This is a genomic window from Sphingopyxis macrogoltabida (assembly GCF_001314325.1).
In the GTDB taxonomy this organism is placed as follows: Bacteria; Pseudomonadota; Alphaproteobacteria; order Sphingomonadales; family Sphingomonadaceae; genus Sphingopyxis; species Sphingopyxis macrogoltabida.
Genome location: NZ_CP009429.1, coordinates 470,684 through 492,439 on the forward strand (window position 1 = coordinate 470,684; position 21,756 = coordinate 492,439).

The 21,756-nt window shown below is 67.2% G+C and carries 17 protein-coding genes; 10 read left to right on the forward strand and 7 right to left on the reverse strand.

From position 1 onward, the window contains the following. Nucleotides 1–29 precede the first annotated feature (29 nt). A complete protein-coding gene (locus LH19_RS02410; RefSeq protein WP_054724604.1) occupies nucleotides 30–761 on the forward strand; it encodes an IclR family transcriptional regulator in 732 nt (243 codons plus the stop codon). Here the strand turns inward: LH19_RS02410 and LH19_RS02415 are convergent. From LH19_RS02415 to LH19_RS02435, 5 genes are all read right to left on the reverse strand, one after another. Further along, nucleotides 758–1,618, reverse strand: coding sequence for an ATP-grasp fold amidoligase family protein (locus LH19_RS02415; protein WP_082395383.1), 861 nt, complete (start codon nucleotides 1,616–1,618; stop codon nucleotides 758–760). The genes LH19_RS02410 and LH19_RS02415 overlap by 4 nt on opposite strands. Continuing rightward, nucleotides 1,618–3,000 carry an efflux transporter outer membrane subunit gene (locus tag LH19_RS02420; RefSeq protein ID WP_054724606.1) on the reverse strand — a complete coding sequence of 461 codons (1,383 nt, stop codon included), beginning with the start codon at nucleotides 2,998–3,000 and terminating at the stop codon, nucleotides 1,618–1,620. Before LH19_RS02420 ends, LH19_RS02415 begins: the two co-directional genes overlap by 1 nt. Continuing rightward, nucleotides 3,000–4,166 (reverse strand): HlyD family secretion protein, encoded by a 1,167-nt coding sequence (locus tag LH19_RS02425; RefSeq protein WP_054724608.1) that lies wholly within the window; start codon nucleotides 4,164–4,166, stop codon nucleotides 3,000–3,002. Before LH19_RS02425 ends, LH19_RS02420 begins: the two co-directional genes overlap by 1 nt. Continuing rightward, nucleotides 4,163–5,848 carry an MFS transporter gene (locus LH19_RS02430; protein ID WP_054724610.1) on the reverse strand — a complete coding sequence of 562 codons (1,686 nt, stop codon included), beginning with the start codon at nucleotides 5,846–5,848 and terminating at the stop codon, nucleotides 4,163–4,165. The genes LH19_RS02425 and LH19_RS02430 overlap by 4 nt, the downstream gene beginning before the upstream one ends. 61 nt (nucleotides 5,849–5,909) lie before the next feature. Continuing rightward, complete coding sequence (locus LH19_RS02435) at nucleotides 5,910–6,818, reverse strand: LysR family transcriptional regulator (protein WP_054724613.1); 909 nt, start codon at nucleotides 6,816–6,818, stop codon at nucleotides 5,910–5,912. A gap of 89 nt (nucleotides 6,819–6,907) precedes the next feature. Between LH19_RS02435 and LH19_RS02440 the strand changes: the two genes are divergently transcribed. From LH19_RS02440 to ahpF, 3 genes are all read left to right on the forward strand, one after another. Next, nucleotides 6,908–8,074, forward strand: coding sequence for an MFS transporter (locus LH19_RS02440; RefSeq protein ID WP_054724614.1), 1,167 nt, complete (start codon nucleotides 6,908–6,910; stop codon nucleotides 8,072–8,074). Between the two features lie 113 nt (nucleotides 8,075–8,187). Then, on the forward strand, nucleotides 8,188–8,751 hold the full coding sequence (gene ahpC, locus LH19_RS02445) for an alkyl hydroperoxide reductase subunit C (protein WP_054588911.1): 564 nt from the start codon (nucleotides 8,188–8,190) through the stop codon (nucleotides 8,749–8,751). 82 nt (nucleotides 8,752–8,833) lie between these two features. Continuing rightward, nucleotides 8,834–10,417, forward strand: coding sequence for an alkyl hydroperoxide reductase subunit F (ahpF, locus tag LH19_RS02450; RefSeq protein WP_054724617.1), 1,584 nt, complete (start codon nucleotides 8,834–8,836; stop codon nucleotides 10,415–10,417). A gap of 34 nt (nucleotides 10,418–10,451) precedes the next feature. On the opposite strand, the gene LH19_RS02455 is transcribed toward ahpF, so the two are convergent. Continuing rightward, on the reverse strand, nucleotides 10,452–11,354 hold the full coding sequence (locus LH19_RS02455) for an AraC family transcriptional regulator (protein ID WP_054724619.1): 903 nt from the start codon (nucleotides 11,352–11,354) through the stop codon (nucleotides 10,452–10,454). Nucleotides 11,355–11,453: 99 nt separating this feature from the next. On the opposite strand from LH19_RS02455, the gene LH19_RS02460 reads away from it, so the two are divergent. Further along, on the forward strand, nucleotides 11,454–12,194 hold the full coding sequence (locus LH19_RS02460; RefSeq protein ID WP_054732899.1) for an SDR family oxidoreductase: 741 nt from the start codon (nucleotides 11,454–11,456) through the stop codon (nucleotides 12,192–12,194). On the opposite strand, the gene glpD is transcribed toward LH19_RS02460, so the two are convergent. Continuing rightward, nucleotides 12,195–13,712, reverse strand: coding sequence for a glycerol-3-phosphate dehydrogenase (gene glpD / locus LH19_RS02465; RefSeq protein ID WP_054724621.1), 1,518 nt, complete (start codon nucleotides 13,710–13,712; stop codon nucleotides 12,195–12,197). A 118-nt stretch (nucleotides 13,713–13,830) separates the two neighbouring features. On the opposite strand from glpD, the gene zwf reads away from it, so the two are divergent. The 5 genes from zwf (at nucleotide 13,831) to LH19_RS02490 (ending at nucleotide 21,755) form a co-directional block, all read left to right on the forward strand. Then, nucleotides 13,831–15,300 carry a glucose-6-phosphate dehydrogenase gene (zwf, locus tag LH19_RS02470; protein WP_082395384.1) on the forward strand — a complete coding sequence of 490 codons (1,470 nt, stop codon included), beginning with the start codon at nucleotides 13,831–13,833 and terminating at the stop codon, nucleotides 15,298–15,300. Continuing rightward, complete coding sequence (gene edd, locus LH19_RS29305; protein WP_054724623.1) at nucleotides 15,293–17,134, forward strand: phosphogluconate dehydratase; 1,842 nt, start codon at nucleotides 15,293–15,295, stop codon at nucleotides 17,132–17,134. The genes zwf and edd overlap by 8 nt, the downstream gene beginning before the upstream one ends. Beyond that, entirely contained in the window at nucleotides 17,131–17,751 is a 621-nt protein-coding gene (locus tag LH19_RS02480) for a bifunctional 4-hydroxy-2-oxoglutarate aldolase/2-dehydro-3-deoxy-phosphogluconate aldolase (RefSeq protein ID WP_054724625.1), read from the forward strand. The genes edd and LH19_RS02480 overlap by 4 nt, the downstream gene beginning before the upstream one ends. 68 nt (nucleotides 17,752–17,819) lie before the next feature. Then, on the forward strand, nucleotides 17,820–19,400 hold the full coding sequence (locus LH19_RS02485) for an HAD-IB family hydrolase (protein WP_054724627.1): 1,581 nt from the start codon (nucleotides 17,820–17,822) through the stop codon (nucleotides 19,398–19,400). A 3-nt stretch (nucleotides 19,401–19,403) separates the two neighbouring features. Next, entirely contained in the window at nucleotides 19,404–21,755 is a 2,352-nt protein-coding gene (locus tag LH19_RS02490; protein ID WP_054724629.1) for a glycerol-3-phosphate 1-O-acyltransferase, read from the forward strand. Nucleotide 21,756: the final 1 nt, after the last annotated feature.

Genomic DNA, 21,756 nt, shown 5'->3' on the forward strand with positions numbered 1-21,756 from the left:
TTTTATATAGATGAAAACTATCAGGCCGCATGACCGGTCCCGTCCGTTCCGTATCGCAAGCGCTTGCCATCCTGCGCCTCCTCGCCGAGACGAGCCCGCTGTCGCTGTCCGACATCGGCCGGATGGTGGGTCTCAGCCCGTCGAGCTGCCTCAACCTGCTCAAGACGCTGGCGGGTGAGGGCGCGGTCGAACGCGATGCGCGGACGAAGACCTACCGGCTCGCCCCGGCATGGGCGATGCTCGGCGTGCTCCGCGACGGCGACGCGCAAAGGCTGGTCGAGCGCGCGCGGCCGCTGATGGCGGAACTCGCGCAATCCTTCGATGCCGCGGTCGGGCTGTGGAAAATGGTGTCGCGCGAGCGGACGCGGCTGATCGCGCGGGCGGAAAGCGACGCGGGGATGCGCCTTCACCTTGCCGACGATCAGCGCCAACCCCTAGGCGGCGGTGCGGTGGGGCGCGCGCTCGCAGCGAAGCAGGGCGCCGACGATATCGAACTCGCGCGCCGCTTTGCGCCGGTCCGCTGGCAGGCCGATCTGCCGCTCGAAACCTATATCGCGCAGGTTCGCGAGGCGGCCCGCCGGGGTTTTGCGCTCGACGAAGGCTTTGCCCATCGCGGCGTATGCACCGTTGCGGTCGGGATCACCGGCGCCGCGCCGGGCTTTTGCATTTCGGCCTCGATCTTGGCGGGGTCGCGAAGCGGCGAAGATGTTGCGGCGCTGGGCGCCGGACTCGGGTCACTCGCTGCGACACTTGCTCCCTAGGGCAGCGGCGCCTTGGCGAGCGCGGCCAGCCAGAGCGAACCGAGTTCGACGTCGATCCAGTCGGCGGCGAAGGGATCGAGGCCCGAACCGGGATAGAGGCCGAATTCGCCGAAATAGGGCCGCCCGCCGATGTCGTAGAAATCGACGCGCAGGAAGCTGGTGCCGCGCGCGAGCGTTTCGGCGGCAGCGAGCATGGCGGCGAGCGAAGCCGGCGCTGCGGGGCGGTCGCGCGCCGGGACGAGCTGGCGCCAGTCGCGGTCGTGCAAAATCCAGCGATGCTGCTCGCCGCGGCCGAGATGGACCTGCACATGCGTCGCCGCGCCGCCGAAGACGTAGATCTTATAGTCGACCGGCAAGGGCAGGCGGCCGCCGAGCAGGGGCTCGGCAAGCAGGCCGCGGGGCACATCCCGATAGGCCCATTCGTCGAGCCAGCCACCATAGGCGCGGCGCTGCCAGCGGTCGGCGGCGCGCCGGATGCGGCGCCATTGGCGGGCGCCGGGGGCGCTGCACAGCACGATATTGTGGTTGCAGCCGTGCCGCGCCTTGAGGATCGCGGGGAGCGCGAACGGCACCGCGGGCGGCAGCCCGGTGCCGGTCCAGAGCGTCGGGACGACCCAGTCGGCGCCGAGCTCGGCGGCCGCGAGGCGCTTTGCCGCGAGCTTGTCCATCAGCACCGCTTGCGCCGGCGAGCGGTCGTGGAACTTGCGCCACTGGACCAGCTCGGTGAAGCGGCGCGGTGCCGCGAGCCCGAGGCGCCGCCGGTGACGGACGGCATAGAGGAGTTCGACGCGCAGGCGCGCGAGCAGGGGAATGCTGCGGTTCGGCGCGACGGACGGGTCGAGCGCCGGCGCCGGCATCAGCGTGGCGGCGCGTTCGCGTCGGAGCCGCTGCCGCCGAGCGCCTGATAGAGCGCGACATAGGCGGTGAGGCGATCGGTGCGGAGCTGGATCAGCGCGAGGTCGACCGCGAGCAGCGCGCGCTGCGCGTCGATCTGTTCGAGATAGGGCGAATAGCCGGCGCGGTAGCGATTGGTCGCGTGGCGCAGCGCATCGGCGACCGCAGCGCGCTGGGCGAGCAGCGCCTGTTCCTGGACGCCCAAGCGGTCGATCACCGCGAGCTGGTCCTCGACCTCGCGAAACGCGGTGAGGACGGTACGGCGATAGGCGAAGGCGGCCTGATCGCGCTGGGCGGTCGCGGCGTCATACTGGCCCTGCAGCCGCCCGCCCTGGAACAATGGCGCCAATATGCTGCCGCCGATCGACCAGATACTCACCGGATCGGGGAGCGCCGACGAGATGACGGCGCCCGCCGACGCCGACAGACGGACTTGCGGCAGGAATTGCGCGCGGGCGACGCGGAGATTGGCGTCGGTCGCGGCGAGCGCATATTCGGCCTGGGCGATGTCGGGACGGCGGCGGACGAGGTCGGAGGGCAGCGCCGCAGGAACCGGCGGCCGCACCAGCGCATCGAAATCCTGCCCGCGGGCGATTGCGTGCGGCGTATCGCCGACGAGCTGCGACAGCGCATTTTCCTGCCGGGCGATCGCTGCCTCGATGGCCGGAATCTGCTGCTCGGCGGCGCGATATTCGGCCTCGGCCTGCCGCAGTTCGAGCTGGGACGTATAGCCCGCTTCGGCGCGGTCGCGCGCGATGCGCAGCGCCTCGCCGCGCGATGTCAGGGTCTGGCGCAGCAATTCGCGCCGCGCGTCGAGCGCGAGCAGGGTGATATAGCCGCTGGCGGTCGCAGCGCTCACCGACAGTGTCGCCGCCTCGCGCGCCGCCGCGACCGCCGCCGCATTGGCGCGCGCAGCCTTGACCTGCGCGGCGTTGCGGCCGAACAGGTCTATTTCATAGGCGGCCTGAAAGGCGGGCTGCGCGGCGAAGCTTTCGGTGGCGACGCCGAAGGGATTGAGCGCGCGCTGCTCGGCGCCCGGCGCGCTGGCGCTCAATGTCGGCAGCAGCAGCGACCGCGCGACGCGTTCCTGCGCCCGCGCTTCGGCGACGCGCGCGGCGGCGATGGCGAGATCGGCGTTGTTCGCGCGCGCCTGTGCGACCAGCGCCGCGAGTTGCGGATCGCCGAAGCCGGCCCACCAATCACGGTCGCCGGCTCCGGTCGCCGGCATCGCAGTGCGCCAGTCTGCGGGCGGCGAGATGTTGCTCGCCTCGGGGCGCGGGGTCAGCGCGGGCATGCAGCCCGCGAGGAGCAGCGGCAGGAGCAGGACCGGACGCGCGAAGCCCATCACTCGGCCCCGGTGTGCACGGTGGCGATCACCGACATGCCGGGGCCCAATCGCGCGGCGAGTTGCTGGTCTTTGTCGATGCGGATGCGCACCGCAATACGCTGCGGCACCTTGACGAAATTGCCCGATCCGGTGTCGGGCTTGATCACGCTGAATTCGCTCCCCGCCGCCGGCGCGACGCTTTCGACATGGCCCGAAAGCTTGGCGCCGCCGAGCGCGTCGACACGCAGGGTGGCGCGCTGGCCGACGCGGATATTCGCGGTCTGCGCTTCCTTGAAATTGGCGACGACCCAGTGGCGCTCGGGGACGAGGTACATCATCTGCGTGCCCGGATTGACGAGCTGGCCGACGCGCACCGTCACTTCGCTGAGCTTGCCGTCGCGCGGCGCCCGGATCACGGTGTTTTCAAGGTCGATGTCGGCGAGGCCGCGCGCCGCCTTCGCATTCTCGACCCCCGCCTGCAGCCCGCCGCGGCCGACCCCGACCGAGCGGAGCTGTTCGACGGCGATCTGGCGCTGCGCCTCGGCCTGGCGCACCGCGGCTTCGGCCTGACGGAGCGCGGCGAGCGTCTGGTCGCGTTCGCGCAGCGACACCGACCCCGCATCGACCAGTTCGCCGACGCGGCGCATATCGGCCTGCGCCCGCGCGAGCTGCGCGCGTGCGTTGGCGACCGACGCATCCTGAAGCTGGATCTGCGCCTCGGCCGAGCGGCGGCTTTGTTCGCTGTTGTCGAGCGAGGCCGATTGCGCGGCGATGTTGGCGGTGCCCTGTGCGACGCGCTGGCGATAGATGCGGTCGTCGATCCGCGCGAGCACCTCGCCCGCCTTGACGCGCTGGAAATCCTGCACGAGCACCGCCGTGACATAGCCGCCGACCTGCGGCGCGATGATCGTCGTCTGGCCGCGGACATAGGCGTTGTCGGTGGTCTGGCTCGACGGCCTGAACGGTGGCAGGCCCCATGCATAAAGGATGGCGAGCGCGCCGACGAGGATCAGCGCGCCGAACAGGATGATCCGGCGGCGCGAGCGCGGCGGTTGCCAACCTTCGTCGCTTTCCTCCGCAGGCGCGGCGGCGGGTTCGGGCGGCGGCACCGGTTTCGTTGGCGCCGGCGCAGACTTCGCGGGCTTCGCCGCGGCTGCGTCGCTTTTCTCAGGCACGTCGTTCATTGGTTTCCCGCCCTCATTTTCTGAAGCGCCTCGAGTTCGGCGGCGAGTGGATTGAAGCCGCGCCGGCGATCGTAGAGCCAGCGCACGAACATGACGACAAAGGCAAGCGCCGATAGCGCGCCGATGACGAAGAAAGTGTCGTTGAAGGCGAGGATCGCCGCCTCGCGCGCCGCTTCGCGTACGACCTGCGCGCCGGCGCTGGCACTGCGCAGCGCCGGATCGGTCATCGTCCCCGTCAGGCCGTTCGCGAGGGTCGCGATGCCCTGCGCGACATCGGGGTTGCCCGGCGACAGGCTCTGGCCGAGCGTCATCAGGTGCGATTTGGTGCGCAGCGTGTGGAAGGCCGACAGTGCGGCGACCCCGGCAAGGCCGCCGAGCGTCTGCGACAGGCCGAACACCGCGACGAAGCTGACCAGATAGGACGGCCCCTTGGTCAGCGCGCGGAGCAGCCCCTCCATCAGCATCGGGCCCATGAAATAGACCGCGGCAAAGGCGATCGCGGCCTGCGAGAAATAGAGGTTCATCGGACCCGTGCGCAGCCCCGAATGGGTGTCGAGAAAGGCCCCGATCGCGATCACCGCCAGCGACACGAGCGTCTGGCGGCGAAGATCCATCGGATTGAGCGTGACGATCGACAGCAACGCCCCGGCGAGCGTCGCCACCGCCAGCACCGCGTAATAGGAAACGAGCTGGTCGTTGACGAGGCCGATCGACGACAGGAGGCCGGTCGCGCCGAAATTTTGCTCCGACGTCAGCACGCGCACGAGCGCCCCGGTCAGGGCGAATTTGACGAGGTCGCGGCTGCCCATCCAGCGCGTCTGGAGCATCGGGTTCTTGCGGTTGTGCTCGATCAGGAAGGCGGTGCCGATCAGCACTACCGACGCGGCAAGCGCACCGCCGAGCCAAGGCGTCGACCACCACTGGATGCGCCCCTGAACGAGGAAGGCGCAGAGCAGCCCTACCCCGGTCGCGAGCATCGGGAAGGTGAGGAGATCGAGCTTTTCGAACGAGCGGATCGTCTCGCCCGGGGGCAGGTGGAGGATGTTGACGAGCCCGAAGGCGACGAGCGACATCGCGAATTGCAGCACGAACAGATTGGCGATGTCGCCGTCGGCGAGCAGCAGCGGCGAAATCGCGCGCGCCAGCGGCACCGCCACTTGGGTGAGCCCGATCGCGAGCAGGAAGCCCGCAATACGCTTTTCCTGCGGCAGCCCCTGCATCAGGTAGAAGGCGGCAAGCGTGGTGAGGCCGCTCGCCGCGATCCCCGAAACGCCGCGCGCGATCAGCTCCATCCGGTAGCCGGCGTCGAAAAGCTGCAGGAAATTGGCGAGCAGCAGCGCGAGCATCATCGCGCGGACGAAGCGCTGGATGCCGAATTGCTGGCGCGACTTGTAGAGCAGGATGCTCATGCACGCGTTGGTCATATTATAGGCGACGGTGACCCAGCCGGCATCGACCGGGGTCAGGTCGAGATGCCCCTGCAATGCGGTGAGATTGGCGATCAGCATCCCGTTCTGGAAACCGCCGACGATCGCGAGGAAGACGCCGATCAGGAAATAGGCGACCTTGCGGCGCGCCGGATGGTCGGGCGACGCGGGCGACCCCGGCATGAACGGGCGCTCGTGGGGTTTGAAGACATAATCGCTGCCACCGGGGGCAGGGGACGAACGCGACTCAGCCATCGCGCATAGCGATAGACCTTCGCGGCGCCGGTTTCGACCTGTTTCAGTCGCGCCCCCAAGGTCAGGACGCGAGCCGTTCGGCGAGGAAGTCGATGAAGACGCGAACGCGCGCCGGCAAGGTCGAGCCGCCGAGGAACAGGGCGTGAAAAGGCTCGATATCGCCGGGGTTATAATCGGCGAGCAGTTCGACGAGGCGGCCGTCGGCGAGCGCGTCGGCGACGTTGAAACGGCCGACGCGGGCGATGCCGACCCCGTCGATGGCGAGCTGGACGACGGTATCGCCGTTATTCGCTTCGACCGCGGGCGTGATCGGCAGCTCGAAGACTTGGCCCGCGCGCGCGAACGGCCACCACGGCTGGCGGCGGCGGAAATTGAAGCCGAGGCAGCGGTGGGCGAGCAGTTCCTCGGGCTCGGCGGGGATGCCGTGGCGTGCCAGATAGGCGGGCGAGGCGATCACGACGCGGTCGCTTTCGCCCAGTCGCCGGGCGATCAGCGGGCTGTCGGGGAGCGGCCCGATGCGGATCGCGACGTCGGCGCGTTCCTCGACGAGGTCGATCACCGTATCGGTCAGGCTGATGTCGACGAGAATGCCCGGATAAAGGTCGAGGAATTCGCCGAGCAGCGGCACGATCCGGGTGCGGCCATAGGACAGCGTGGTGCTGACGCGCAGGCGTCCGCGCGGCGCCGCCTGCTCGCCGATCGCCTGTTCGACCTCGGCAAGATCGGCGAGGATGCGGCGCGCGGCGTGATAATAAGCCTCGCCGTCGGCGGTCATCGCGAGGGCGCGGGTCGAGCGAAGCAGCAGCCGGGCGCCGAGCCGCGCCTCGATGCGGTCGATCGTCCGGCTGACCGCCGACGGCGTCAGGCCGAGGATGCGGCCCGCGGCCGAAAAGCTGCCCTTGTCGATCACCGCGACAAAAATCTCCATCGCCCGGGCGCGATCGCCGCCTTCGTCCATCTTTGCGTTCAATTCAAAAATCCTTCGCGCAACATCCCTCTAATTCCGGCGATGCGTCCGATCCATTTATGCCTCCAATTCGTAACCGAAAGGGTGGACGCATGAAACTCAATTTCCCGCTGCTGGCGCTGGCGACCGGCGCCTTCGGGATCGGCATCACCGAATTCGCGCCGATGGGGCTGCTTCCCGACATGGCCGAGGGGTTGGGGGTTTCGATCCCCGCCGCAGGGCTGCTCGTCTCGGCCTATGCGCTCGGGGTGATGCTCGGCGCGCCGCTGATGACGCTGACCACCGCGCGGATGAAGCGGCGTACCTTGCTGATCGCCCTGATGGGCATCTTCACCCTCGGCAACTTCCTGTCGGCGATCGCCAGCGACTATGCGATGCTGATGGTCGCGCGCGTCATCACCTCGCTGAACCATGGCGCTTTCTTCGGGGTCGGATCGGTCGTCGCGGCGAGCATCGTGGCGCCCGAAAAGCGCGCGAGCGCGGTCGCGGCGATGTTCATGGGGCTGACGCTCGCCAATGTGATCGGGGTCCCGCTGGCGCCATGGATCGGCGAAAGCTTCGGCTGGCGTACCGCGTTCGGCGGCATCGCGGTCTGGGGGCTGGTCACCATGGCCGCGCTGTGGTTCGCGCTGCCCGATACGCCGCAACCGGCGGGCGGCGACATGCGCGCCGAACTCGGCGTGTTCCGGCGCCGCGAGGTGCTCGTCGCGCTGGCGCTGACCGCGATCGGTTCGGCGGCGATGTTCACCGTCTTCACCTATATCGCGCCGATCCTGAAGGAGGCGACCGGCATCGGCACGCTGCATGTCACCGCAATGCTGGTCATCTACGGCCTCGGCCTCACCCTCGGCAACTGGCTGGGCGGGGTGTTCGCCGACCGGTCGATCGACCGGACGCTGATCGTCTCGCTCGCCGGGCTCGCTGCGACGCTGCTGATTTTCGCTGCCGCGATGTTCCAACCGCTCGCCGCCGCAGTCACCATCTTCGTCTGGGGCATCGCGACCTTTGCCATCGTCCCGCCGCTGCAGATGCGGGTGATGGAAGCGGCGTCGGACGCGCCGAATCTGGCTTCGGCGGTCAATATCGGCGCCTTCAATCTTGGCAATGCGATCGGCGCGGCGGTCGGCGGGGGCGTGATCGGCGTCGGCCTCGGTTTCCCGGCGGTGTCGATCGCGGGGGCGGTGATGGCGGTCGCAGGCCTTGTCATCGTGCTGGTCTCGCGAAAGAAAGTCGCGGGCGGCGCGGCGATCGCGGTCTGAGCAGCGATTTTTGCCATCAATCGAAAAATTCGATCACAGGCGTAGATATTTTCGCTTTTCGCGATGCAACATAAATGGCTAGGGGGAGCCTCCAACCACAAAGGAGGCTCTCCATGTCCGTTCTCAACACCACCCTCAAACCCTTCAAAGCGACCGCGTTCAAGGACGGCAAGTTCGTCGACATCACCGACGCCGACGTGAAGGGCAAGTGGGCGGTCTTCTTCTTCTACCCGGCCGACTTCACTTTCGTCTGCCCGACCGAGCTCGAAGATCTCGCCGACATCTATCCGACGCTGCAAAAGATGGGCGTCGAGGTCTATTCGGTGTCGACCGACACGCATTTCTGCCACAAGGCCTGGCACGACACGTCGCCGGCGATCGGCAAGATCAACTATTATATGGTCGGCGACCAGAACCACACGCTGTCGAACAATTTCGAAGTGCTGCGTGAAGGCGTCGGCCTGGCCGACCGCGGTACCTTCGTGCTCGACCCGCAGGGCGAAATCCAGCTCCTCGAAATCACCCCCGAGGGTGTGGGCCGCAACGCCGCCGAACTGCTCCGCAAGATCAAGGCGCTGCAATATTGGGTCAGCCACCCGGGCGAAGTTTGCCCCGCGAAGTGGGAAGAGGGCGCCGAAACGCTCGCCCCCTCGCTCGACCTCGTCGGCAAGATCTAAGCTCAACGACTACTGCCGGAGGGGCGGCGGCACGACCGCCGCCCCACGGTTTCTCTTCCCCTTTCCGCAGGAGCTCTCCCCCATGCTCGACGCCAATCTGAAGCAGCAGCTTCAAGGCCTCCTCACGAATCTTCGTGAACCGATCGAACTGATCGCGTCGCTGGGCGACGATGCCAAGTCGGCCGAGCTGGCGGGCCTCCTCGACGATATAGCCGCGCTGTCGGACAAGGTCAGCGTGACCCGCGCCGACGACGATGCGCGCCGCCCCAGCTTCCTGATCCGCCGCACCGGCGACGCCAATGTCGCGGTCCGTTTCGCCGGCATCCCGATGGGGCATGAATTCACTTCGCTCGTCCTCGCGCTGCTCCAGGTCGGCGGCCATCCGCCGAAGGTGGCGCCCGAGGTGCTGGAGCAGGTCGCGGCGCTCGACGGCGACTATCATTTCGAGACCTATTTCTCGCTGTCGTGCCAGAACTGCCCTGACATCGTGCAGGCGCTCAACCTGATGAGCGTCGTCAACCCGCGCATCACCCACACCGCGATCGACGGCGGGCTGTTCCAGGCCGAGGTCGAGGATCGCAAGATCATGGCGGTGCCGACGATCTTCCTGAACGGCGAGAATTTCGGTCAGGGCCGCATGGAGCTCGAACAGATAATCGCGAAGCTCGACAGCGGCGCCGAGGCCAAGGCCGCCGAGAAGATCGCCGCCAAGGAGGCGTTTGACGTGCTCGTCGTCGGTGGCGGCCCCGCGGGTGCCGCGGCCGCGATCTATGCGGCGCGCAAGGGCATCCGCACCGGCATCGCAGCCGAGCGCTTCGGCGGGCAGGTGCTCGACACGATGGCGATCGAGAATTTCATCTCGGTCCAGCACACCGAAGGGCCGAAGCTGGTCGCGCAGCTCGAACAGCACGTCAAAGACTATGACGTCGACATCATGAACCTGCAACGCGCCGAGAAACTGATCCCCGCGAAGACCGAAGGCGGCCTGCACGAAGTGAAGCTCGCCAGCGGCGCATCGCTGAAGGCGCGCACCGTGATCCTCTCGACCGGCGCGCGCTGGCGCCAGCTCGGCGTGCCGGGCGAGGATGCCTATCGCAACAAGGGCGTCGCCTATTGCCCGCATTGCGACGGCCCGCTCTACAAGGGCAAGCGCGTCGCGGTGATTGGTGGCGGCAACAGCGGTGTCGAGGCGGCGATCGACCTTGCCGGCCTCGTCGCGCACGTCACGTTGATCGAGTATGACAGCGAGCTGCGCGCCGATGCGGTGTTGCAGCGCAAATTGGCCAGCCTGCCCAACGTCAAGATCATCACCTCGGCGCTGACCACCGAAGTGCTCGGCGACGGCGAGAAGGTGACGGGACTTTCGTACAAGGACCGCAACAAGGACGAACTGCACCAGATCGAGCTCGAAGGCATTTTCGTCCAGATCGGCCTCGTTCCGAACACCGAATGGCTTAAGGACAGCGTCACCCTGTCGCGCCACGGCGAGATCGAAGTCGATCATCGCGGCGAGACAAGCCAGAAGGGCATCTTCGCGGCGGGCGACTGCACGACGGTGCCGTACAAGCAGATCGTCATCGCGATGGGCGAAGGGTCGAAGGCGGCGCTGTCGGCGTTCGACTATATGATCCGCCTGCCGGCCGAGGTGGAAGCCGCGGCGGCGTAGGATAATCCTCCCCATCGCAAGTCGATGGGGAGGATCAAGCGGTCGCCATCCCCGCAAACCGTTTCGGCGGCATCCCGACCTGCCGCGCGAACGCCGTGCTGAACGCGCTCGCCGACCCGTAACCGACGGTGAGCGCGATCTCTTCGATCCGCCCAGCGCCGCGGCGCAGCAGATCCTTCGCGAGGTTCATCCGCCAGCCGAGCAGATATTCCATCGGCGGCACGCCGACGGTGCGCGCGAAGCGCTCGAAAAAGGCCGAGCGCGACAGCGCCGCCGCTTTCGCGAGTTCCGAAGTGGTCCACGCCCGCGCGGGCTCGGCGTGCATCTGCCTTATCGCCGCCGCGAGCCGCGGGTCGGCAAGGCCGCGTAGCAGCCCTGGCGGCGTCGCCTCACCGCCGACCGCGCGCAATGCCTCGACCAGCAAAATCTCGACCAGCCGCGCGAGCAGCAGGTCGCGCCCCGGCCGCTCGGCGCCCGTTTCCTCGCGCAGCATCGCGACCAGCGACGCCAGCCGCTCGGCCCCGCGCAGGTGGATCATCGCGGGCAATTGCGACACCAGCAGCCCCGCCTCGGGCGACGCGAAGGCGAAATAGCCGCCCATCATCCGCACCTCGGGCGGGCCTTCGGCGCGGCCGTGCCGAACCTCGCCCGTCATCCCGGCAGTCGCATGCGGGTCGAGCAGGGCCGCTTCGGCGGGGGCAAAGCCCGACATGGCAAAGCCGGGCGTCGCGGGCAGCAGGATGAAGTCCCCCGCCGCCAGCGTCACCGCCTCCTGCCCGTCGACCGCGAGCCGGCACGACCCTTCGAGCACCGTACAGAAGCTGGGGTGCCCGAAATCCGAATAGCGCACCGCCCATGCCCCCGCGCCGCTGATCCCCTTCGAGAAGATGGTGCTTGGCCGCAGCAGCGCGATGAGGTCGGAGAGAGGGTCGAGCATATCGGGACTTTTAATAAAGAAATATGGATCTTGAATTATAGATAGTCCGTAACGGCCGGTCTAGAGGCTTTTCGTCCCCGGATGAACGGAACCAAGACGATGAAGACCATCCTGATCACCGGCTGTTCGTCGGGCTACGGCCTCGCGACGGCCCGCCACTTCCGCGCCAACGGCTGGAACGTCGCCGCGACGATGCGCACGCCGCGTCCCGACCTCTTCGAAACCTCCGACCGCATGCGCATCCTCGCGCTCGACGTCACCGACCCCGACAGCATCGCGCTGGCGCTCGAACGTGCGGGGCCGATCGACGTGCTCGTCAACAATGCCGGCATCGGCCTGTTCGGCGCGCTCGAACATTCGCCGATGCAAAAGATCCGCGACGTCTACGCCACCAACACGCTCGGTACGATCGCGATGACGCAGGCGGCGATTCCGCAGATGCGGACGCGCGGTTCGGGGACGATCGTCAACGTCACCTCGTCGGCGACGCTGGCGCCGTTCCCGCTCGCGGCCGCCTATACGGGCAGCAAGAGCGCGATTCAGGGCTTCACCGGCAGCCTTGTGCACGAACTGGCGCCGCTCGGCATATCGGTGAAGCTCGTCGAACCGGGCTACGGCCCGACGACCGCCTTTGCGCAGAACACCGATATCCGGCTCGAGGATGTGCTGCCCGAACCCTATGGCAGCTATGCCGCGCCGATCCTCGCCGCGATGGCGGAGCCTGCGCTGTTCACGACCGAGGCCGACGTCGCCGAGGCGGTATGGGCGGCCGTGCACGACACGAGCGGCCGGTCGCATTTTCCGGCCGGCACCGACGCGCTGGCACTGGCCGGCGGATGATCAGGCCGGCTGGCCCGCCGGTCGCCGCGCTTGCAGCCAGGCCGCCAGCTTCGCGACGTCATCCGCACCGAACAGCAATCCCAGCTTGCTGCGGCGCCAAAGGATATCCTCGACGTCGCGCGCCCATTCGCGCTCGATCATCCACTGGGCTTCGGCCGCGCTGAGGCCGTGGGCAATCTCGCCGCCCAGCGCGTCCCAGTCTTCGGCCTTGCCGAGCCAGGCGCGGGCGTCGGTGCCATAGGCCTTGACCACCCGGTCGACCGTCGCGGCGGGCAGGAAGGGATGGGCGAGCTTGTATTCGGCCTTGAGCGCGGCGGCGCCGTCGATCCCGAAATCCCCCCCGGGAAGCGGCGTTTTCGCGGTCCAGCGTCTGGTCGACACGGCATCGAGATGGCCTGCCAGTTCGTCGACGGCATGTTCGGCAACATGGCGATAGCTGGTGATCTTGCCGCCATAAATGGTGAGCAGCGGCGCGCCTTCGTCGACGTCGATATCGATCCGGTAGCCGCGCGTCGCGGCTTCGGGGCGGCCCGATCCGTCCTCGATCAGCGGCCGTACCCCCGAATAGGTCCAGACGACATCGGCGGGGGTAACCGGCTCGCGGAAATATTCGCTGGCGCCTTCGCAGAGATAGGCGATCTCGTCGGCGCTTGCATGCACCTCTGCGAGCGGCCCGTCATGATCCCGGTCGGTCGTCCCGATCAGCGTGAAGTCGCGCTCATAGGGAATGGCGAAGAAAATGCGCCCGTCGGGAAGCTGGAAGAAATAGGCATAGTCGTGCGCGAACTTCCGGCGCACGACGATGTGCGAGCCGCGCACCAGCCGCATCCGGTAATCGGGCGGCGCCGAGGCGCGCGCAAGCAGGTCGAGCACCGCCGGGCCCGCCGCGTTGACCAGGCTTTTGCCGGTGAAGCGATAGCGATGCCCGCGATCGTCGCTGCCCTCGACCACCCATAGCCCGCCCTCGACGCGCATGGTTTCGGCGCGGGTGCGCGTCCGGATTCGCGCACCGCGCTCGGCGGCATCGCGCGCGTTGAGCAGCACGAGCCGGGCATCGTCGACCCAGCCGTCCGAATATTCGAACGCACGGACATATTGTGATTGGAGCGGCGTGCCCGCTTCGTGCTGCGCCAGATCGATCGAGCGCGTCGCGGGCAGCTTTTTCCGCCCGCCGATATGGTCGTAGAGAAACAGGCCGAGCCTGAGCAGCCAGCGCGGGCGGAGGCCGGTGCGATAGGGCAGGACGAAGCGCAGCGGCCAGATGATGTGCGGCGCGATGCTCCACAGGATTTCGCGCTCTTTCAGCGCCTCGCGGACGAGGCCGAATTCATAATGTTCGAGATAGCGCAGCCCGCCGTGGATCAGCTTGGTCGATTTCGACGAAGTGCCCTGCGCAAGGTCGCCGGCTTCGAGCAGCAGCACGCGCGCGCCGCGTCCGGCGGCATCGCGCGCGACGCCGGCGCCGTTGACACCGCCGCCGACGACGATGACATCATAAGGCTGCGCGCTGTCGGGCATGGCTTTCCCTATGGCAGCGCGACGGGATTTGCCAAGGGGCGAAGATCGTTCGTGGTTTACGTATGCTCGTTGCATTCGGGGCACGCATTCGCCACGTCTGAAACATCGATCCAAGGGGATGAGCGTGAGCGTGAAAGTCGAGACATTGCTGCTGTTCGGCGCGACGGGCGACCTTGCGCAGCGCATGCTGTTCCCTTCGCTCTATAATCTTCACGTCGACGGGCTGCTCGCCGACACGCTGACGATCATCGCCTCGGGACGGTCGAAGATGGACCGCGCCGGTTGTCACGCGCTCGTCCGCGACGCGTTGACCGAGCATCTCGCCGCCGATCGGCTCGACGAGACGCAGATCGAGGGCTTCCTCGTCCGCATCGATTATTGCCCGGTCGATGCCGGCGCGGGCACCGGATATGACGACCTTGCGGCGCTGCTCGGCGACCGACTCGGCCGCCCGATCGGCGCCTATCTGTCGACCCCGCCGTCGATGTTCGGCCCGATCGCGCAAGGGCTCGCCGCCGCAGGGATCGCCTGCGCCGAATGCCGCATCGCGATGGAAAAGCCGATCGGCCACGACCTCGCCTCGTCGCGCGAGGTCAACGAGCAGGTCGGCAGCGCCTTTGCCGAAGACCATATTTTCCGCATCGACCATTATCTGGGCAAGGAAACGGTCCAGAACCTCCTTGCGCTGCGCTTTGCGAACATGCTGTTCGAACCGCTGTGGAATGCGCAGGCGATCGATCATGTCCAGATCACCGTCGCAGAGACCGTGGGGCTGGAGGGCCGCGTCTCCTATTATGACGGCGTCGGCGCGCTCAAGGACATGGTGCAGAACCATATGCTGCAACTGCTCGCGATCATCGCGATGGAGCCGCCCGCGAGCGTGTCGGCGACCGCGGTGCGCGACGAGAAGGTCAAGCTGCTCCGCTCGCTTCGCAAGCTGAGCGCCGCGGACGTCAAGGCGCACAGCGTCAAGGGCCAGTATACGAGCGGCGCCGTGAACGGCGGTGCGGTCGCGGGTTATGCCGACGAACTCGGCCAGCCGTCGAACACCGAAACCTTCGTCGCGATCAAGGCGTTCATCGACAATTGGCGGTGGAAGGGCGTGCCCTTTTACCTGCGCACCGGCAAGCGGATGCCGCAGCGCAAGTCGGAGGTGCTGATCCAGTTCAAGCCGGTGCCGCACAATATCTTCGCGCGCGTCGGTACGGGCAAGCTCGATGCCAACAGCATGATCATCAACCTGCAGCCCGAGGAGAATATCCGGGTCAAGGTGATGGCGAAGCAGCCGGGGCTAGACCGCGACGGCGTGAAGCTGAAGGAAGTGACGCTCGATGTCTCGCTCTCGCACAGTTTCGAGGGCGAGCGGCGGCGGATCGCCTATGAGCGGCTGCTGCTCGACTTCATCGAGGGCGAACAGACCTTGTTCGTGCGCCGCGACGAGGTCGAGGCGCAGTGGCAGTGGATCGATTCGATCCTCGGCGCCTGGGCGTCGGTCGACATGGCGCCGCAAAATTACACGGCGGGAAGCTGGGGGCCGTCGAGCGCCATCGCGCTGATCGAGCGCGACGGAGCGAGCTGGCATGACTGATCTTCACCCGGCCGTTGCGAAGGTTACCGAGCGGATCGCCCGGCGCAGCCGCGAGCGCCGCGCCGCCTATCTCGACCTGATGGAGCGCCAGCGCGAGGCGGGGACGAACCGCGGCAATCTGTCGTGCGGCAACCTTGCGCACGGCTTTGCCGCAGCGGGCGACGACAAGGCGGCGATCCGGACCGGCGCGGCGATGAACATCGGCATCGTCACCAGCTATAACGACATGCTCTCGGCCCATCAGCCCTATGGCCGTTATCCCGAGCAGATCAAAATCTTCGCGCGCGAGGTTGGCGTCACCGCGCAGGTCGCGGGCGGCGTTCCGGCCATGTGTGATGGCGTGACGCAGGGGCAGGCAGGGATGGACCTGTCGCTCTTCAGCCGCGACAATATCGCACAAGGCACCGCGATCGCATTGAGCCATGCGATGTTCGAGGGCGCGCTGCTGCTGGGCATCTGTGACAAGATCGTTCCCGGTCTGCTGATCGGCGCGCTGCGTTTCGGCCACCTGCCGCAGATATTGATTCCTGCTGGTCCGATGCCCTCGGGGCTCGCGAACAAGGAAAAGCAGCGCGTCCGCCAGCTCTATGCCGAGGGCAAGGCGAGCCGCGACGAACTGCTCGAAGCCGAAGCGGCAAGCTATCATGGCGCGGGCACCTGCACCTTCTACGGCACCGCGAATTCGAACCAGATGATGATGGAACTGATGGGGCTGCACATTCCCGGCAGCGCCTTCGTCAATCCGGGCACCAAGCTGCGACAGGAACTGACGCGCGCTGCGACCCACCGGATTGCCGCGATCGGCTGGGACGGCGAAGATTATCGCCCGCTGGCGCGCTGCATCGACGAGAAGGCGATCGTCAACGCCGCGATCGGCCTGCTCGCGACGGGCGGCTCGACCAACCATGCAATCCATTTGCCCGCGATCGCGCGGGCGGCGGGCATCGTCATCGACTGGCAGGACTTCGACGAGCTCAGCCACGCGGTGCCGCTGCTCGCGCGCGTCTATCCGAACGGCGCGGGCGATGTGAACCATTTCCATGCGGCAGGCGGTATCGGTTTCGTGGTCAGGGAATTGCTCGGTGCGGGACTGCTCCACGGCGATGTGATGACCGTTGGCAGGACGATGGCCGACTATGCCGCCGAACCCCTGCTGGTGAACGACGAACTCCACTGGCAACCCGCACCCGCCGAGAGCCGTGACGACACGATGCTGCGCCCCGTCGCGGCACCCTTCTCGCCCGACGGCGGCATGCGGCTGCTCGCGGGCAATCTCGGCCGCGCGATCATCAAGACGAGCGCGGTGGCCGAAGATCGCTGGACGATCGAGGCGCCGTGCCGGATCTTCGACGACCAGAATCAGGTGCTGACCGCGTTCAAGGCAGGCGAACTCGATCGCGACGTCGTCGTCGTCGTGCGTTTTCAGGGGCCGCGCGCCAACGGCATGCCCGAACTGCACAAGCTGACCCCGGCCTTGGGCGTGCTGCAGGACAAGGGCTATCGCGTCGCCTTGCTGACCGACGGCCGCATGTCAGGCGCGAGCGGCAAGGTGCCGGCGGTGATCCATCTGTCGCCCGAGGCGCTGCCCGGCCCCGACGGCGTCAGCGGTCCGCTCGCTTACCTCCAAGAAGGCGACGTCGTGCGCGTCTGTGCGGTGAGGGGAGAAGTCGTCGCGCTGGTCGACGAAGCCGAATGGGCGGCGCGCACTCCCGCCATTGCCCCGCCGCCTGCGCTCGGCGTCGGCCGCGAGCTGTTCGCGCTGTTCCGCCATCACGCCGACGAAGCCGAAAAGGGCGGTTCGGCGATGCTCGCCGCCATGGAGACCATAGTTTGACCCAATCCATCGACCAGATCATGCGCATTGCGCCGGTGATTCCGGTGATCGTTATCGACCGCGTCGAGGACGCGGTGCCGATGGCCGAGGCACTCGTTGCTGGCGGGCTGCCAGTGCTAGAAGTGACGCTGCGCACTCCTGCCGCACTCGACGCAATCGCCGCGATGAAGACGGTGCCCGGCGCGGTCGTTGGCGCGGGGACGGTGCTCAACCAGCTTGACCTGAACAAGAGCATCGACGCGGGCGCCGAGTTCATTGTCTCGCCCGGAATAACAGCCGGTCTTTGCAAGGCTGCCATCGATAATGGCATTCCGTTTCTTCCCGGCACTGCCAACGCATCGGACATCATGCTGGGAATGGACATGGGCCTCTCGCGCTTCAAATTCTTTCCCGCCGCGACGAGCGGCGGCATTCCGGCGCTGAAGGCGCTCGCGGGTCCGTTCGGCGGAATCCGTTTCTGCCCCACCGGCGGCATCACCCCCGCGACCGCACCCGAATGGCTCGCGCTCGATCCGGTGCTGTGCGTCGGCGGTAGCTGGGTCGTTCCGCCGGGTCCGCTCGATCCCGTCCGCATCGAAGCTCTGGCCCGCGAGGCATCGGCGCTTTCGGGCCATTGATTAACCCCATTTTACCTGTCATCGTGCAGGGATAAGGCGGCAATATAGCCGTTGGTGGGGAGACAGGCGTGCCGAGGCCGCAACCGCATTTGGACGAAGTGCTGGCGTCGGAGCCGGGATCGCATATCGCCGCGCTGTTCGATTTCGACGGCACGATCATCTCGGGCTATTCGGCAACCGCGATGCTGCGCGAGAAATTCCAGCGCCGCGAAATGTCGGTCGAGGAGATTGCCGAGACCGCGCAGGTCGTCGCGCAGCACAGCCTTGGCCAGCTCGGCTTCTCGGGGCTGATGTCCGCCGCCGCCAAATTCATGAAGGGCGTCGAGGAGGAAAGCTTCGTCGAGTTCGGCGAAGAACTCTACAAGAAGCACATCGCCCGGAAAATCTATCCCGAGACGCGCGCGATCATCGAGGCGCATCAGGCGAAGGGGCACCGCGTCGCAATCATCTCGTCGGCGACGATTTACCAGATCGAACCGACCGCGCGCGACCTCGGCATCACCGACATCAAATGCTCGGCCTATGAGATCGAGGACGGGGTGTTCACCGGCGACATCATCCGCCCGCTGTGCTTCGGCGACGGCAAGGTGCTCGCGGCCGAGGAACTCGCCACCGAATATGGCCTCGATCTCGATCAGAGCTTTTTCTATTCGGACAGCGACGACGATATCGAACTGCTCGAACGTGTCGGCAAGCCGCGCCCGCTCAACCCGAACATGAAACTGAAGGGCATCGCCGACGAACGCAACTGGCCGGTGCAGCGCTTTGCGAGCCGCGGCACGCCGTCGTGGATCGATTATACGCGCACCATCTATGCAACCGGTTCGCTGGTCGGCGCCTTCGCGGCGGGGCTGCCGATCTGGGCGCTGACCCGTTCGCAGCGCGAGGCGGCGAATTTCTCGATCGGGCTGTTCGGCGATTTCGCGACCGCGATCACCGGCGTCGAGCTGGAGGTCGAGGACGAGAAGCATCTCTGGTCCTCGCGCCCGTGCGTCTTCATCTTCAACCACCAGAGCAAGGCGGACGTGATGATCCTCGCCAAGCTCATCCGCCGCGACATGGGCGGGGTGGGGAAAAAGGAGATCAAGGATATCCCCATCCTCGGCAAGCTGATGGAATGGGGCGGCACCGTGTTCGTCGACCGCGCCGACGGCAAGAGCGCGATCAAGGCGATGGAGCCCCTGGTCGATGCGATCCGCGAGGAAGGCAAGTCGATCTGCATCTCGCCCGAAGGGACGCGGACGCTGACACCGAAGCTCGCGCCGTTCAAGAAGGGCGCCTTCCATCTGGCGATGCAGGCCGGGGTGCCGATCGTCCCGATCGTGATCCATAATGCCACCGACGTCGCGCCGAAGAACGAGTTCGTGATGCGCCCGGCGACGGTGCGCGTCACCGTGCTGCCGCCGGTCGACACGTCGAAGTGGAGCGCGCGGACGATGAATGTGCATGTCCGTGACGTCCGCAACATGTTCCTGCGCACGCTGGGGCAGGCGGAGGAAAGCGCGGAGGAAGCGGTGGCCGCAGAGGCGCCGCCGCCCGCCGCCAAGGCAGCGAAGCCGGCGCCGAAGAAAGCGGCGACGAAAAAGCCACCGGCCAAGAAAAAGCCGCCCGCCAAAAAACCTGCGGCCGGCAAGGGACGGGCCGACTAAGGCGTGGCGGACGGAACGCCCCGCACCGAAATCGTGGCGGAGGAGGCGGCCGACCGGCTCTATATCATCGACGCGCGCAACCGGGTCGAGCGGCGCATATTGCTCGACTGGATCCACGCGACGGCGGGCGATCTGGGTGGCGACCGCGCCCCGCAATGGGCCAGCCTGTCGATCGCCGACGGCGACCATGCGCTCGACCTCGATCAATTGAAGGCGCGGCTCGCCGGGGCGCCCGGGCGACAGGTCGTGCCGCTGCGTGTCGCCTGGCGCATTCCGGGGTTCGAGCGCGACCGGGCGCTGAAATTCCGCCACCTGATCTTCGGCGATCCGCGCCAGCCGGGACCGCTGCGCTCGCAATTCATCCTGTGGCGCGACCGCCGCCGCGCCCAGATCCTTGTCGGCGAGGCGGCGACGCAGGCGGCGCTAAAGGACCGCTTCCTCGCGCAGACAGGCGGCGGCGACGGCGGGGAGGAAGGCGGCGCCGAATATGCGGGTTTTGTCGCGCGACAGGCGGGGCTCGCGCTCGACGTTGCCGAACGCGGGATCAGGGGCAGCCGGTACAAGGTGCCGCGCTTCGTCGCCGACGGCCTGCGCACCAGCCCGAAATTCCGCGCCGCGCTGGCCGAGCTGTCCGAAACGCTCGGGCGTCCGGTCGGCGACCTCTACCGCGAGGCGCGGCCGCTGATGAAGGAGGTCATCGCGCGGCCGAGCGCGTTGTTCCTCGACCTGCGCGCCAAGCTCGACCGCATGATGTTCGGCGGCTACGCGCCCGAGATGGAGGCCGACGCGGTCGAGCTCGCCCGGTTGCGGTCGATCCTGCGCGAGCATCCGACGTGCATCCTGTTCACGCACAAGACCTATATCGACGGCGCGACGCCGAGCCGGCTGCTCTATGAGAACGACATGCCGATGCTGCACAGCTTCGGCGGCGCCAATCTCGACATCGCAGTGATGGGCGAATTTTTCCGCCGCTCGGGGATGATCTTCATCCGCCGCAGCTTTCAGGGCCAGCCGGTCTACAAGGTCGTGCTGCGCCATTATATCGCCTGGCTGCTCGCCAAGCGCTTCCCGCTGTCCTGGGCGTTCGAGGGGACGCGTTCGCGGCTTGGCAAGCTGATGCCGCCGAAATATGGCCTGATGAAATATGTCCTCGACGCGGCGCATGCGACCGGCACGCGCGACGTCCATTTCGTGCCTTTCGTCACCAGTTTCGACCTCATTCGCGATGTCGAGGAATATGCCGCCGAACAGACGGGGCGGAACAAGAAGCCGGAGAGCCTGAGCTGGTTTCTCGGCTATATGCGCAGCCTGCGCGCGCCGTCGGGGCGCATCCGGCTCGACATCGGCAATCCGGTGGTGATCGATACGGCGCCGGGCCCCGACGACAAGCGTGCGCTCGAAAAAATCGCCTTCGCGGTCGCGGTCGAGGCGAACCGGGTGACGCCGCTGACGGTCACTTCGGTGATGTGCCTGATCCTGCTCGGCACCGCGCCGCGCGGGGTGACCGCGACCGAATTGCTCGCGACCATCGCGGCGGTCGCCGACTGGGCGCGGGCCCGCGGTATCCGGCTCAGCAAGGAACTCGAAAGCGGCGACGATGCCGCGCTGTCGGCGACGGTCGACACGCTCGTCGCGAGCGGGCTGCTGACGCGTTACGAAGCGGGCAGCGAAAATGTCTATTCGATCGACCCCGCCAAACATCCGATGGCGAGCTATTACCGCAACATCATCGTCCATCATTTCCTCGACCGCGCGATGATCGAGATCGCGCTGTTCGAACTGCGCGATGGCGACAGCAAGGATGCGACCGCCGCCTTCTGGACCAAGATCGACCGGCTGCGCGACCTGTTCAAATTCGAATTCTTCTATCCCCCGCGCGACGAGCATCGCGCCGCGCTGCAGGCCGAGCTCGAGCGGATCGACCCGGTGTGGGATCGCCGCCTCGCGAGCGGCGACCGCGGCGTCGCGCAGCTCATCCGCCGCTGCCAGCCGCTCGTCGGCCACGCGATCCTGCTGCCCTTTGCCGAGGCCTATTCGGTCGTCGCCGACCTTGCGGCGCGCGCGCGGCCGGGCGACGAGATCGATGAAAAGGCGTTGCTCGACGCGGCGCTCGTCGAAGGCAAGCAGGCCTATCTGCTCCGCCGGATCAGCAGCGAGGCGGCGATCGGCAAATTGCTGTTCGCCAACGGCCTGTCGCTGATGCGGCATATGGGGATCGCGGGGACGGCGACCCCCGACAGCCTGAACGCCCGCCGTGCGTTGCTGATGGAACTGCGCGGGCTTGCCAACGTCATGGAATCGATGCGCCTCGCGACGCTCGCGCTCGCGGACCGCTTGCCACCATCGGGAGGATAGG